This is a genomic window from Bombella dulcis, assembly GCF_026385505.1.
In the GTDB taxonomy this organism is placed as follows: domain Bacteria; phylum Pseudomonadota; class Alphaproteobacteria; order Acetobacterales; family Acetobacteraceae; genus Bombella; species Bombella dulcis.
The window spans coordinates 421,859-435,851 of sequence record NZ_JANIDV010000001.1; the positions used below are offsets into that span (position 1 = coordinate 421,859).

Annotated in this window: 13 protein-coding genes; 10 read left to right on the top strand and 3 right to left on the bottom strand. The window is 51.8% G+C overall.

Annotated features, from left to right (window positions below):
* Positions 1-105: 105 nt before the first annotated feature.
* Together NQF87_RS01935 and NQF87_RS01940 are read left to right on the top strand one after the other, a co-directional pair.
* The gene (locus NQF87_RS01935; RefSeq protein ID WP_266126731.1) at positions 106-1,086 is read left to right on the top strand and encodes a Gfo/Idh/MocA family protein; all 981 of its coding nucleotides are present in this window, start codon (positions 106-108) and stop codon (positions 1,084-1,086) included.
* A gap of 27 nt (positions 1,087-1,113) precedes the next feature.
* Positions 1,114-1,533, top strand: a complete 420-nt coding sequence (locus NQF87_RS01940; protein ID WP_266126732.1) for a superinfection immunity protein — start codon at positions 1,114-1,116, stop codon at positions 1,531-1,533.
* Between the two features lie 61 nt (positions 1,534-1,594).
* On the opposite strand, the gene NQF87_RS01945 is transcribed toward NQF87_RS01940, so the two are convergent.
* Positions 1,595-3,409 carry an ABC-F family ATP-binding cassette domain-containing protein gene (locus NQF87_RS01945; protein ID WP_266126733.1) on the bottom strand — a complete coding sequence of 605 codons (1,815 nt, stop codon included), beginning with the start codon at positions 3,407-3,409 and terminating at the stop codon, positions 1,595-1,597.
* A 133-nt stretch (positions 3,410-3,542) separates the two neighbouring features.
* On the opposite strand from NQF87_RS01945, the gene cydD reads away from it, so the two are divergent.
* From cydD to recQ, 4 genes are all read left to right on the top strand, one after another.
* Positions 3,543-5,240: a thiol reductant ABC exporter subunit CydD gene (cydD, locus tag NQF87_RS01950; protein WP_266126734.1), complete on the top strand. Its 1,698-nt coding sequence runs from the start codon at positions 3,543-3,545 to the stop codon at positions 5,238-5,240.
* On the top strand, positions 5,237-6,871 hold the full coding sequence (cydC, locus tag NQF87_RS01955) for a thiol reductant ABC exporter subunit CydC (RefSeq protein WP_266126735.1): 1,635 nt from the start codon (positions 5,237-5,239) through the stop codon (positions 6,869-6,871). Before cydD ends, cydC begins: the two co-directional genes overlap by 4 nt.
* An 83-nt stretch (positions 6,872-6,954) precedes the next feature.
* Complete coding sequence (locus tag NQF87_RS01960; protein WP_266126736.1) at positions 6,955-7,395, top strand: OmpA family protein; 441 nt, start codon at positions 6,955-6,957, stop codon at positions 7,393-7,395.
* A 53-nt stretch (positions 7,396-7,448) separates the two neighbouring features.
* Positions 7,449-9,272 (top strand): DNA helicase RecQ, encoded by a 1,824-nt coding sequence (gene recQ / locus NQF87_RS01965; RefSeq protein ID WP_407651988.1) that lies wholly within the window; start codon positions 7,449-7,451, stop codon positions 9,270-9,272.
* 11 nt (positions 9,273-9,283) lie between these two features.
* Here the strand turns inward: recQ and NQF87_RS01970 are convergent, their stop codons facing one another.
* Positions 9,284-9,898: a copper chaperone PCu(A)C gene (locus NQF87_RS01970; protein ID WP_266126737.1), complete on the bottom strand. Its 615-nt coding sequence runs from the start codon at positions 9,896-9,898 to the stop codon at positions 9,284-9,286.
* A gap of 36 nt (positions 9,899-9,934) precedes the next feature.
* On the opposite strand from NQF87_RS01970, the gene nrdR reads away from it, so the two are divergent.
* From nrdR to thiL, 3 genes are read left to right on the top strand one after another with little or no spacing between them, the layout of a single operon-like run.
* Positions 9,935-10,414 (top strand): transcriptional regulator NrdR, encoded by a 480-nt coding sequence (gene nrdR / locus NQF87_RS01975; RefSeq protein WP_266126738.1) that lies wholly within the window; start codon positions 9,935-9,937, stop codon positions 10,412-10,414.
* Complete coding sequence (nusB, locus tag NQF87_RS01980; protein ID WP_266126739.1) at positions 10,411-10,890, top strand: transcription antitermination factor NusB; 480 nt, start codon at positions 10,411-10,413, stop codon at positions 10,888-10,890. Before nrdR ends, nusB begins: the two co-directional genes overlap by 4 nt.
* A 15-nt stretch (positions 10,891-10,905) precedes the next feature.
* The gene (thiL, locus tag NQF87_RS01985) at positions 10,906-11,850 is read left to right on the top strand and encodes a thiamine-phosphate kinase (RefSeq protein WP_266126740.1); all 945 of its coding nucleotides are present in this window, start codon (positions 10,906-10,908) and stop codon (positions 11,848-11,850) included.
* Between the two features lie 29 nt (positions 11,851-11,879).
* Here thiL and NQF87_RS01990 read toward each other — a convergent pair whose 3' ends face one another.
* Positions 11,880-13,058: a hypothetical protein gene (locus tag NQF87_RS01990; RefSeq protein WP_266126741.1), complete on the bottom strand. Its 1,179-nt coding sequence runs from the start codon at positions 13,056-13,058 to the stop codon at positions 11,880-11,882.
* Positions 13,059-13,118: 60 nt separating this feature from the next.
* Between NQF87_RS01990 and NQF87_RS01995 the strand changes: the two genes are divergently transcribed.
* Positions 13,119-13,928, top strand: coding sequence for an SDR family NAD(P)-dependent oxidoreductase (locus NQF87_RS01995; protein WP_266126742.1), 810 nt, complete (start codon positions 13,119-13,121; stop codon positions 13,926-13,928).
* The last annotated feature ends 65 nt before the right edge of the window (positions 13,929-13,993 follow it).

The window sequence follows — 13,993 nt, forward strand, 5'->3', positions numbered from 1 at the left end:
TCGCAAGTGGATGAGACCATGCCCTTTTAAGGGGGTCATTGCAACCATTATGCAGGACTGCCCAGTGTCTTGCGCAGCTTTACACTGATGCTATGCTTTCCGCCCATGAAGAAGAAACAGGTCCTTGATGTAGCCATTGTAGGAGCGGGATATTTTGGCCGCTTTCATGCTCTTCAGGCAGCACGGCACAGACGGGAAAATCTGGTTGGTCTTTATGACCTGGATCAGAACCGTGCAGCCACTGTTGCCCGGGAGGTCAATACGTCCGTTTTCAGGGACTATGGACAGCTTCTGGAGCGATGTGAGGCCGTCATCATCGCATCTCCCGCAGAGACACATTACTCCCTGGCACGGCAGGCTCTCGAAGCTGGCTGTGACGTTCTGGTTGAGAAGCCTCTGGCTTCCACGAAAGAAGAAGGGGAGGAGCTGGTCCGTCATGCTGAGATGCAGAAGCGTGTCCTTCAGGTCGGGCACTTGCTACGTTATTCGGCAGAGCATAAGGCGATCAGTACACGCATAAAGCACCCTCTTTATATCGAGGCCACCAGGATTGCCCCTTATAAGGAGAGAGGAACAGACGTTTCAGTCGTGCTCGACCTCATGATTCATGATCTCGACTTCATCCTGTCTTTTGTAGACAGCCCCATCCTTCATATTGATGCCATGGGAGCAGTGGTTTCCAGTGTCCATGAGGATATTGCAAATGCCCGTGTGCGTTTTGAGAATGGATGTGTAGCCTCTATTACTGCCAGCCGTATTTCTTTCAAGACGGAACGGAAAATGCGTCTCTTTGCACAGGAAGGGTATCTTTCTGCGGATTTTGTGAATCGGAAGCTGGTTTTCATCAATCGCCATGAGGGGATTCCGCTTCCAGATGGGAATGGTTTCCGCAGACAGAGTGTCTACTGGAAAGATCATGACAATCTTGCCGCTGAACATGATGCGTTTGTGGCTTCATGTCTTGATGGAGAGGCCGTTACTGTTGACGGGAGAGCCGGATTGAGGGCACTTGAGGCCGCTTTACAGGTTGGAAGAGAGATACAGGCAGCGCAGGATGTGGCCCGGCGTTCGGGCCTGATCGATTGACCAGACTAAAATGGAAGGGACATCTTCGTGAACGTGACCGAATACTCACAACAGATCAATGCGCTGAATCCGTATCTGAGTCTGCTGATTTTTACCATTCTGATGTTGTCAATGCTGGCCATGTACTGCCTGCCCAGTATCATTGCCATCATGAGACAGCACCCACAGAAATGGCTGCTTGTTGCCCTGAACATTTTCGCAGGATGGACTGGCCTTTTCTGGATTGGCCTTCTTATCTGGTCTCTGTGGCCGAAAGAAAAACTGATTTCTGGCCGTGATGGGCAGAACTGGGGGCCGTATCAGGATCGGTCGCAGTCTTTGGGGAATCCCACCGCAGCCGTCCCTCCCGAACACACGCTCGAGCAGCTCTATCAAATGAAAGAACGTGGAGCACTGACTGAGGTTGAATTTGTCAAAGCCAAGGAACGTCTCATCAACCGGTTATGATCTGACGATGCTGCTGCTCTCCTCCAGCCTGCCGGGAACAGACTGGAGGAAAAAATAATGGTCAGCTCATCAGCTCTTCCCGTTTGCTTTCCAGCTCTACCCACCGTTCTTCTGCTGCACTCAGCTGCTGTTCTGTTTTTTCCAGTGCTGCCGTGATTTTCTCAAACCGTACAGGGTCACGGTTATATAGTTCGGGATCGGCCAGTGCGTTTCGACAGAGAGCAGCATCCTTCTCCAGTTTTTCAAGGCGTCCGGGAAGCTGATCCAGTTCCCGCTGTTCCTTATAGCTCAGTTTTGTCGTTTCTCTGGCTATGGAACTGAGAGAGGAACGATTTCTGTCTGACGTAGAGGCTGTGGAACTCTTCTGCTGTCGTTCAGTGGGCGCATGGCCTTTGCGCTGGGCCAGCATGTCAGAGTAACCACCGGCATATTCAATCCAGCTTCCATCTCTTTCTGCTACCAGAGTGGATGTGGCCAGCCTGTCCAGAAAATCACGATCATGGCTGACGAGGAGAACCGTTCCAGAATAATCGCCCAGCATGTCCTGCAAAAGATCAAGAGTTTCTAGGTCAAGATCATTCGTCGGTTCATCCAGAACGAGAAGATTGGATGGACGGGCCAGAGCAGCAGCAAGAGCCAATCGTCCCCGTTCACCACCGGAAAGATGACTGACAGGGGTACGGGCCTGTTCCGGTCGGAACAGGAAGTCTTTCATATACCCAATGACATGACGTTTTTCGGTTCCAACCTGTATTATTTCGCCATGTCCATCAGTCAGGAAGCTGGCCACGCTCTGATCGCCGTCCAGAGCACTGCGCTGCTGATCCAGAGTGACCATCTTTATGGAAGGGCTGCGGCGGACCTCGCCTGTTTGTGGTTCCATGTTTCCAACAAGCAGCCGTAGAAGGGTTGTCTTCCCGGCTCCATTGGCACCACAGATGCCCAGACGGTCCCCCTTGCTGATTTTCAGGGTCAGGTCCTGAATGAGAGTCCGGTCCGAATAGGCCCAGCTGACATTTTCAGCTGCAATGACGATCTTGCTTGTATTGTCAGCCTCGCTTGCTTCCAGTTTCAGAGTGCCTTTCTGACGGGATGCTATGTCATGTCGTTCAGCTCGCAGGGCCGACAGTTCAGCGACACGACGGACATTCCGTTTTCGCCGGGCCGTGACACCGTAACGCATCCAGTCTTCTTCCCGGGCGATCTGACGGTCAAGTTTATGGGCGGCCCGTTCAGCAAGCTCGATCTGTTCATCACGCCACGATTCAAAATGGGCGAATCTGGCATCAAGTCGTTGTGTTTTCCCCTGATCAAGCCAGATGACAGCTTTGCACAGTGTTTCGAGAAAACGACGGTCATGGCTGATAATGATCATGCCGGCACCAGAGGCCAGAAGTTCCTTTTCCAGCCACGCAATGCAGGGGAGGTCTAGGTGGTTGGTAGGTTCGTCCAAGAGAAGGAGGTCAGGTTCTGTAGCCAGAGCACGGGCGAGGGCACTGCGCCGGGCTTCTCCACCTGAGAGGCTAGCGCATGTTTCATTGCCGTTCATGCCAAGCTCACTCAGCATGGTACGGGCACGGTAATGGGTCGTTTCATCCAGGTCAGCCGTGACATAATCGAAGACTGTTTTCCATGCGGAAAGGTCAGGCTCCTGGGGGAGATAGTGAACCTTCAGGCCGGGCTGGAGAAAATGCTCACCATTGTCCTGTTCCAGTTCACCGGCCGCAATGCGGAGAAGGGTGGACTTTCCAGATCCGTTCCGTCCGACAAGGCAGAGCCTTTCGCCAGCTGACACGGAAAGTTCGGCACCATCCAGTAGAGGACGCCCGCCGAGTGTGTAGGAGATGTTCTGTAGATTGAGAATTGGTGCAGACATGCATCTGATGTGCGGAAGACGGGCAGGATTTGCAATACAAAACAGGCAATGGAATACGAGAAAGATTTTTCCGATCGGAAACTTTTACTTTGTCTGTTTTTCTTTTGTCGGCTGCGCCTGTATATGTCTCCGCATGAAGGCAGACAAGAAGATGCTAAAAAGCTGGGTGCGGCAGCAGAATCGCGCCAATCGTCCGGCTACCATGATGATGGCCCTGATGGGAATGTTCAATGTCCTTGTCGGGATGGTTCTGATATGGAGCCTTGCCACCATCCTTGCAGAATGGCTGACAGGTGGAGACAGGATAAATCGTTACTATCTGCTCCTGTTCATTCTCTCTTCTGTTGTTCGTGTCATTCTAGGCTACGGTCAGGAACTTCTGGCCATGTCCAGCGGAGAGAAAGCCCGTAAACGCCTGAGGCGGGAGCTTCTTGCCCGCTTCTTTGCGCAGGGGCCTGCGCTGCTTCGTCATCAGCATAGTGCCGCTCTTGCTGCGATGCTGACAGATCGGGTTGAAGCTCTGGAGGGGTATTTTTCTCGCTGGCTGCCGGCTTCAGCTCTCTGGGTAGTTGCACAATGGTCTGTTGTACTGGTCGTGTTCTGGCAGAATCATAGGGCGGGACTTATTCTCGGTGGTTGCTGTCTTTTCCTGCCCGTTTTTCAGGCCGTTTTCGGTATTGCTACTGCGATTGCTTCCCGGCGTCAGATTCTGGCTCTCAATCGTCTGCAGGTGAGATTTCTCGACCGTATCCGTGGGATCGCTACCATTGTTCTGTCGGGGAGTGCAGAAAAGGATGCGCAGGGTCTTGGGCGTGCTGCTGATGAACTGCGTCAGCGTACCATGAAGGTGCTGCGCATAGCATTCCTCACCTCTGCTTCAACAGATGTTGCCATGATCGTTGCTCTGGTCTGGATTGTCGTTGACCAGCGTCATGGTCTTCTTCATGCGGGGTCGATACCGCAGGTGACCAGTATTCTTTTTGCTGTTCTCATGGTGCCTGAAGCCTTTGCACCGTTCCGTGCTCTTTCAGCGGCCTATCAGGATAGGGCGCAAATTACCAATAGCGGAGAAGCCATACAGAGATTACCTAACCTGCCTGAGTGGGCAAAGAATGAAGCTTCTGCTCACCCCGTGCCACAGCGGAAGGCCCAGGGGATCACACTGGACGTACAGGGTGTATCCTATCGTTGGGTAGAAAATCGCCCTCTTGCACTGGACAATGTGTCATTCCACCTTGACGCTGGGGATGTTGCTCTGCTGACCGGTTCATCCGGAGCAGGGAAGTCGACTCTGATAGAAATGCTTCTGGGGTTTATTCGCCCCTCACAGGGGAAGGTGCTTCTTGGAGGTATAGATCTGCAGGATATGAGACCAGCAGATGTGACACGGCAGATCAGCTGGATTGGTCAGAAGCCTGTCATCTTTGCAGGTACGCTGCGTGATAACATCCTGTTCGCATCCCCCGATGCTTCCGAAGAGCAGCTTCAGGCCGCTCTCGAGGCTTCATCTGTCATGGCCTATCTGCCGCATCTGCCAGATGGTCTGGATACCAAGTTGGGTGAGGGCGGCTTTGGTCTGTCTGGTGGGCAGGCTCAACGTATCGCCATTGCCAGAGCGTTCCTGAAAGATGCGCCTCTGCTCATCATGGATGAACCCACTGCCCATCTTGATCCTGCAACAGAACAGGAGATTCTTGTTTCTCTTCGGGATCTCCTGAAAGGTCGGACGGCCCTGATTTCCACTCACTCTTCCCAGTTTCATAAGATTGGTGAGACAAAACGTCTTGTCATTAAGAAAGGCCAGATTACGGCAGAAGAGGTATTATCATGATGTTACGCTCTCTATCGAATGTCTGGAAAGGTCGCTGGGCCCGTCTTCTCGTTGGACTGCTTCTGGCGGAATTCTCTGTTTGTTCCGTTTTCCTTCTCATGGGGCAGACGGGATCTCGGCTTGGGTTGATTGCCATTGGTGGTATTGCTGGTTTCGGGCTGCTCCGGCTCGCTGGAGCTTCGCGTATCATTCTGCGCTATCTGGAACGCTTGGCAACGCATGATGCTACATTCCGGGTTCTGACTGATGTTCGCCTCTGGTTCTACCGTCGTCTGGCTCATGGAGCTGCTGCTGGGCTGGGTTTCCGGCGATCCGGTGATCTGCTGTCACGTCTTGTTGCTGACGTGCAGAGTCTGGACAGTCTTTACCTGCGTATTCTTGTGCCACTGGCAACGGCTTTGTTCAGTCTTCCCATCGTCATTCTTGTCTGTCTGAAAGGCAGTGTGTCGCTTGCTGTCTGTGTTGGTATCATCTTCTGTCTGACAGCTTTTGTACTTCCCACTTTCATGGCCAAGGTGGCCTATCGGTGGGGGCCGGAATTGCAGCGGACACAGGCTGAAATGAACAGTCAGGCTCTCGATCTTGTTGGCGGTATGCGTGAGCTAAGAATTTTCGGACAGGAAGAAGCGATAAAAGAACGTTTTCTGGCTGCAGAACAGGCCTTTTATAAAACACAGCAGGAGCAGGGACGAGCTATGGCTCATGTTCATGCTTTGTCCCTGCTGCTGACCCGTCTGGGAGTCATATGTGCTTTAGGGGGCTGCGCTGGGCTGTTTTTCCCCAAAGAGCAGGCCGTGACGGGCATTACTGTTCTTTTTGTTGTCATGACAGCTCTGGATGGCATTGTTGATCTGCCGAGAGCAGGGCTTCTGTATGGTCAGGTTCGACATGCTGCGGAGCGTGTGGCGGAAGCTGCAGCCATGCCTGAAGGGACACCCCCTGAAGGAAATGTTCCTGCACCCGCTGGGTATGAGATCGAAGCCAGGAACATTACTTTTGGCTGGACGGACGATAAGATTGTCCTGAAAAATCTAAGTTTCCGATTGAGGGAAGGTGAACGGGCTGCACTGATTGGCCCTTCAGGTTCTGGCAAATCCAGTCTTGCCGCTCTACTGCTCAAGGTGATGTCCCCTCAGAAAGGAAGCATCACCCTCGGTGGTGAGAATATCTCTGTCATCAGAACGGAAATGCTGAGAGGGAAAATAGCGTGGCTGTCTCAGGCAAGTCACCTGTTTGATGATACGATACGTTCCAATCTGCTTCTGGGACGGGAAGGTGTTTCGGAAGATGCTATATGGGCAGCTCTGGAACAGGCGCAGATTGTTGATTTCGTCCGTTCCCTACCAGATGGTCTGGATAGCTGGATTGGTGAAAATGGGTCCCATGTTTCTGGTGGTCAAGGGAGGCGTATTGCTCTGGCACGGGTTTTACTGTCTGATGCGCCAGTCCTGATTCTTGATGAGCCGGGGACAGGACTGGATATGGAGACGGAAAAAGCCTTTCTGGCAACTCTCAACACACTCGACCGCTCCCGATCCATTCTTCTGATTACACACCGTCTGACGGGTATTGAACAACTTGATCACCTCTGGACAATTCAGGATGGAATTCTGACGTCTCATGCTCTGTAAGGGGAGGGATGTTTTTGAACTGTCCATCCCGAGGTCATATTGACCACAGGGCAAAGCACGGGCAGTTAAGAGAGGTATTTTCTATGGTCGATGGAAAGGGTGCTTCCATGAAGAATGTCTCTGCTTTCGTGCGTCGTCTTGCTCCTGTAGGGGTTGCTTCCCTCATGGTGACAGGGCTGCTGGCTGGTTGTGTGTCACATCCGCCACGGGATGATTATGTTGTCTTCTTTGATACAGATTCCGTAACGTTAAGCCCGACGGGAGAGGAAATTGTTGCAAGTGCCGTTGGGGCGGCAAACAGGCGGCATATTTCCCAGATCACTGTCTCTGGCTCTGCCGGGAAAAATGAAGATCCGGATGTGCTGAAGAAACTGGCTGATGCCCGGGCAGAGAATGTTGTCGATGTTCTGGTAAAAGATGGCATCAAACGTGAAGACATCCGTAAGGAAGCCTTCGTTCCGACAGCCGTTGAAGATTCCCGTGTCGCTCTTCGTCGTGTCACGATTCATCTTGGTTCACATTGATTCCTGTTCATGATCGGCCTGACAGTGAGCCTTACGAAGGCATAGGCAATCCGATTGACCGTTTCCCCCGTTACACTGGGGAATCCCCTGACGTTGTCCTTCATCGTGTCTTTGGTTTCCCTGCCTTCAGGGGATTGCAGGAAGAGGCTGTTCAGGCCCTCATGAATTGTGAGGATGTGCTCCTCCTCATGCCCACGGGGGGCGGTAAAAGCCTCTGCTATCAAGTGCCGGCCCTGTGTCGTAAAGGTGTGGGGCTGGTTGTTTCTCCTCTGATTGCTCTCATGGAGGATCAGGTTGCCGGGCTGCGGCAACTGGGGGTAAGAGCCTCAGCCCTTCATTCGGAGATGGACTATCAGGAGCAGCAGACGGTTCAGGAGGATCTGACCTGTGACCAGCTGGATCTGCTTTATATTTCCCCGGAACGTCTGCTCACTCCTTTTAGCCTGAGTCTGCTCAGACGATGTTCATTGTCCCTGATTGCCATTGATGAAGCGCATTGCGTTTCTGCATGGGGGCATGATTTCCGCCCTGAATATCGGGAACTGGCCAATCTGAAGGAATTCTTTCCTCAAGTACCCAGAATTGCCCTGACGGCTACAGCGGATCAACGGACACGGGACGACATACTCTCTGCACTGAATATGCCGCAGGCCCGTATTCTGATGGCCAGTTTTCACAGGCCCAATCTCTTTCTCCAAGCCCAGCCCAAACTTTCTGAGATTCGGCAGGTGGTAGATGCTCTGAGTCGGCATATGGGGCAAGGAGCGGCTATCATTTATTGTGGCAGCCGTAAGAAAACAGAGACGATGGCACGTCAGCTTCGGGAGAAGGGGTACACGGCGTTTCCATTTCATGCTGGCATGTCTCCAGCAGATAAGAAGAGTGTACTTCTGCGTTTTCGATCTGGTGAACCAATGGTTGTTGCAGCCACTATTGCTTTTGGTATGGGGATAGACCGGCCAGATGTCAGGGCAGTCATACATCTGGATATGCCGACATCCCCGGAAGGCTATTACCAGCAGATTGGTCGTGCCGGTCGAGATGGAGATTTATCACATACAGTACTGCTCTATAGCGGGGAGGGTGTTGCGAGAGCACGATATTGGCTGGAAGAGGCTCAGGTTCCAGAAAGTGAGAAACGGGCCATGCAGGGTCGTCTGGAGAGCATGATTTCTCTGACAGAAACAACAGGCTGTCGTACCCAGGCCGTACTGGCCTGCTTTGGTGAAACTCTTCATGCTCCCTGTGGACATTGTGACAACTGCCTTCATCCTCCATCCACATTTGATGCCTCTGAAGCGGCTCAGAAAGTGCTCTCTACCATTTACAGGACAGGTGAACGCTTTGGGGCCGTTCAGCTCATTGCCGTTCTAAAAGGCAAGATGACGGAGGCGGTAGAGCGTCATGCCTTGCATCATCTTTCCGTTTTTGGAATCGGTAAAGACAAGACAGATGTCTGGTGGCGTATGGTGATCAGACAGCTGATTGCTCGAGGTGCCATAGGCATGGTGGGAGACCATGGCGGTCTGGGGCTGCGCCGGGAGACAGCACGCCCCATTCTCCGGGGTGATATGATGGTTAGTCTGAGGGAAGATGCTTCTCTGAAACATCTGGCTGCAATGGGAGATGGAAACTCAGAGGACGAACTCTCAGAAGAAGAGAATCATTATTTTCTGGAACTGAAAATGTGGAGGCGGGAAGAGGCTTACCAGCAGGGTATCCCGCCTTATATCATTTTCCGGGATGTCACATTACGGGAGATCATCCGGGCCCGTCCTACCAGTCAGCAGGAGCTGGGGGAAGTACGGGGCGTTGGCCAGAGCAAAGTCGACCGTTATGGGGACGCAGTTCTGGCCATATTGAGGGAATTGTCCTGAAAAGTTTCCTTTCAGGGGCCAACATGTTTTTCTTCTATGATGGGCTGCATGGTAAAGGGAGCTGTTACGTCACCAGCACCCTGAAAATGGAATGTGAAATTCATTTTATGTCCCGGCTGATAAGGTACTTTCAGTCCATGACAGATGAGATGATAACCACTGGTTGGAAAAAATAATGTCCCTTCATGAGGAACGGCCATACGCTGAAAAATATCATATGTCTGGCTGGGAGACTGGATGGCCACCTGACTGTTGCGGTTGGATGTTACCGACTGACAGTCAGGAGATGTGATGCCACGCAGCAGAAAATCTGTCGTACCGTGATTGGTCAGGGCAAAAGTGCCGAAGGCAAAAGGAGCATCTTTGTATCGCGTGTGCAGGGCAGCTTTATCAATGGAGATATTTTTAAGGGAAGGGATTGTCGTGCTGTCAGAGGCCATGGCGGTTCCCATATTCAAACTGGCCAGCAGCACTGTTACTGCCAAAGGAAGACGCATCATCATGTTCATTAATTGTGTTCTCGCTATCGGATTGAAAGAGAATACAGGGCAGAGATAAAGAAAAAAAGTCCTGCCATATTCCTCAACGCTGCCATTTCCGATAGACTGTGCTGCATGTAGGGTCAAGGAAGGCCCTATTCTGGTTTCTAATCGGAATATACCATGCACTGCCCTTTTTGCGGAAATCAGGAGACGCAGGTCAAGGACAGCCGTTCAGTCGAAGATGGTACGGCCATCCGTCGACGGCGTTTTTGCTGTACCTGCACGCAACGTTTCACGACCATTGAGCGTGTGCAGCTGCGTGAGCTGACCGTCATCAAGGCGGATGGGCGTCGTATTCCTTTTGATCGGGATAAACTGGCCCGTTCCATCCGGATTGCTCTGAGAAAGCGCCCAGTTGATGAAGTTCGTCAGGAGCGATTGCTGAATGGTCTCGTACGTCAGCTTGAATCATCCGGTGACCAGGAAATTCCCTCTTACAGGATCGGGGAACTCGTCATGGATGCTCTGCGTGATATTGACGGTGTTGCTTATGTCCGTTTCGCCAGTGTTTATAAAGATTTTCGGGAGATAGAGGCTTTTTCAAAGATTCTCGTTGATATGAATCGGCCTTCTGATCTGCCCCCTCAGGAGTCTCCATGACCGAACCGTCGTCAGTAACGACCCGCAAACGCAGCCGAACTATTGCCCGCATGGCAGCTACGCAGGCTCTCTATCAGTGTGATCAGACACGAGCCAATCCTGAGAGTGTTATTGTAGAATTTATCCGGCATCGTCATATTACGCCTACGGCCAGTTTTGAAGACGGTCATATACCTGATGCAGATTTAAATCTGCTCGAGGATATTGTCCGTAATACGGTGTCAAAGCAGGACATCATAGACAAGACTTTAACAGAGCTTCTTCCGGAAAGCTGGCCGATGGGACGTCTTGATCCGGTCCTTCGTGCTTTGTTGCGGACGGGGATTGGTGAAATGATGACAGGCCTTCCTCCCCAGGTCGCCATTAATGAATATCTGGATGTAGCACACAGTTTTTTCAGCGGTGATGAGCCGAAAATGGTCAATGGAATTCTGGATAAATTTGCCCGCCAGCAGGGTGGAGGTCAAAATACATAATTAAGGTAGGTGATCATGGGAGAGTTTGATTTCATCGCCCGTCACTTCCGACCCTTGGCTGGTAAAGGAGCCATGGAACTTCGCAATGATGGTGCGACCATGTCCGTTCCCGTCGGTGAAGAGCTGGTGCTCTCCAGTGATACAATGATTGAGGGCTTACATTTCCTTCCAGATGATCCTGCAAGGAGCATAGCCCAGAAGCTGTTGCGATGTAATCTGTCGGATCTGGCTGCCATGGGCAGTCGACCATGTCACTATATGCTGAATGTCAGTGTTCCTGCAGACCGACATTATGATGAGAGGTGGTTCACGGAATTCGCTGAGGGTCTTGAAGCAGATCAGAAACAGTTTGGCATGACCTTGCTGGGAGGGGATACGACAGGCAGTCCGTTTCCCTTGATGCTAAATGTAACCATTCTGGGAACAGTCCGCCGAGGGGAAGCCTTACGGCGCAATGGCAGTCAGCCAGGAGATGGTGTCTGGGTGACGGGTAGTTTGGGACGTGCCGCTCTCGGTTTGCAGGTACGGTTGGGAAAGCTCAGACACGCAGATACAAGTTTGGTGGAGGCCTATCGTGTGCCTACGCCTCGTGTTGGACTGTCCCTATATGGGATAGTGAGCGCAGCAATGGATATTTCTGATGGTCTTGTGCAGGACTGTGGACATATTGCCGAAGAGTCAGGGATAGCGATCACACTCTTTGAGGAATTATTACCATTTTCTGAAGCGGTCAGGGCACATCTGACTGAGTATCGGGAAACAATTTTGTTGGGAGGTGATGATTATGAACTGCTTATGACCTGTCCGGCAGATCAGGAGGAAGTTCTGCAGAAACATTGCGAAACGCACGGTGTTCCGGTCACGAAGGTAGGTACAGTCACGGAGGGACAGGGAGTGACTGTGCTGGACAAACACCATCGTCCTATCTGTTTTTCACGGACTGGCTGGCAGCATTTCTAGGGAAAGAACTCTTCTCTCTGCCCCGTAATTCAAGAAAGAAGAGTCTTCTCATAAATTCGATGTGTTTTATGAGGGTATGGGACAAGGGATTCAGCCAGATTACGCATTCCCGTATCACTTTCTAGAACCCAGCCAAGCTCAACCCATTTGTAGGGTAGTGTTCGACCGCGACGCATCAGCTCTACGATGGCCAGAGATGGTAGAAGCGACCCCAGCATTGTGCCACGCATCTTGCTGGAAACACCCAGAAGAATTACCCGTGCTGAGCGGAACTTGTGTGTTGCCAGTCGATATCCAAGACGCATCCACCCGAGGGGAGAAGGAGAGCCTCCTAAGTCACCTGCAATGTCATAAAGATTGGGAAGAACCATGGCCATGGCAACAGGCTCTCCATTTTGGTCAATCTGGACGTAATGCTCAGGACGCAGAAGCGGCTTGATCTGTTCAATCATGGCCGTCATTTCATAATCCTGCATGGGCACGAAATTATATTTATGTGACCAGGCATCATTATAAAGTTTACGCAGCACTTCCCCCTGTGTTGTTATTTCTTTCTTGGACAGGTTACGGGTTGTGATACTGTTCAGACGTCCTTCGCCAAGGCGCAGATTGCCGGGGACTTTGAAACGTTCTTCTGTACTGCCATCAAGTTCCAGACGGTAGCTGAGAAGATTCTGGGCAGTTTTATAGCCGGATTCACGGATAAGAGCGTCCAGACCTTCAGGGTGCCACGGCATGGCAATCATGGGAGCAGAAGACTGTCCCTTCACCATGGTACCAGTCTCCGCATTCCCACTCAGGGTAACAGGGCCACGGAGTTTGGAAATCTGCCGTTTTCTGAACCAAAGCTCGACAGCCTGTAGAAGGGCAGATACGATATTTTTTTCAGGGATGGCGTCTAGCGCACCAAACTGGCCTATAACTTCCTGCCAATGTTCAATTGCCTTATGATCGACGATGGCAGCGATTCGTCCAACAGGATGGCCATTGCACCATGCAAGGAAGTACTGAATCTCAGCATGGCGGAAAACCGGTGATTCCTTGGGACTGAGCAGATGTCTCTGCTCCATGTCCAGCGGGGAAACAAACCCTTCCATTCCTTTGTAGATATGGCGTGGAAGTGTGATAAAACGACGTAAATCTCCCCGTGTGTTCACGGGACGAACATCGACCTCGGCATATTGAGAGTTTGGTGCTTCACATTGCATAGCAATGGCTATACTCGTACACGAGCGTTCTCGCTAGAGGGCAAAAAAGAAAGGGGCTTCATGTCCAGACCAGAAATGACTCATCGGCATCATATCCTCATTACCGGGGCTTCCAGTGGCATTGGAGCCGCTCTGGCAGAATATTATGCACGTCCAGGCGTTCACCTGACATTGTGGGGGCGGAGTGAAGAGCGGCTGGAAAAAACGGCGTCCACAGCACGGACAAAAGGTGCCAGTGTGGATGTCCTCAGCATTGACCTGACAAAGGCCGATAACGCTCTGAAAGCTCTCACCAGGACTGATGAAAGCCTTCCTGTTGATATTCTGATCCTGTCCGCCGGTATGGCTGACATTCGTCCACATAAAGCGTTGGCTGAATCTGCTGAAGTGGCTCTCAAGATGTCCATGGTCAATTTTGCTACGCCAGTGGCTATGGCGACAGAGATGGCCAATCGCATGGCCGCTCGACGGCATGGACGGATTGCTTTGATGGGATCAGTGGCTTCTTTCCATGATCTGCCATTGGCAACTGTCTATAGCGGCTCCAAAGCCGGGTTGGGTCGTTTCAGTACAGCTCTGCAGGCGGCCATGACACCTTACAATGTTCGGGTGTGTCTGATTGCTCCAGGATTCATTGATACTCCTATGAGCCAGCGGCTGGATGGTGAGCAGGCTTTTCTGGTGCCAGTAGATAAAGCAGCCCGTAAGATTGCCCGCAGCATTAATCAGGGCAGGGGGGTGCTGGTATTCCCGTGGGTATTCCAGCTGACACGCCTTCTGGAAATGGCCCTCCCACGCCCTATTGCTCATAGGATTCTGAGAAAGCTGGATGTCATGCAGCACCCGGAAAGTGAGATGGGCGGTAACTGATAATTAATGACCACCCTGCGGGCTGAGTGCTTGCAGCCATAGGGAGGGCGTGGGAAAAGGAAGCA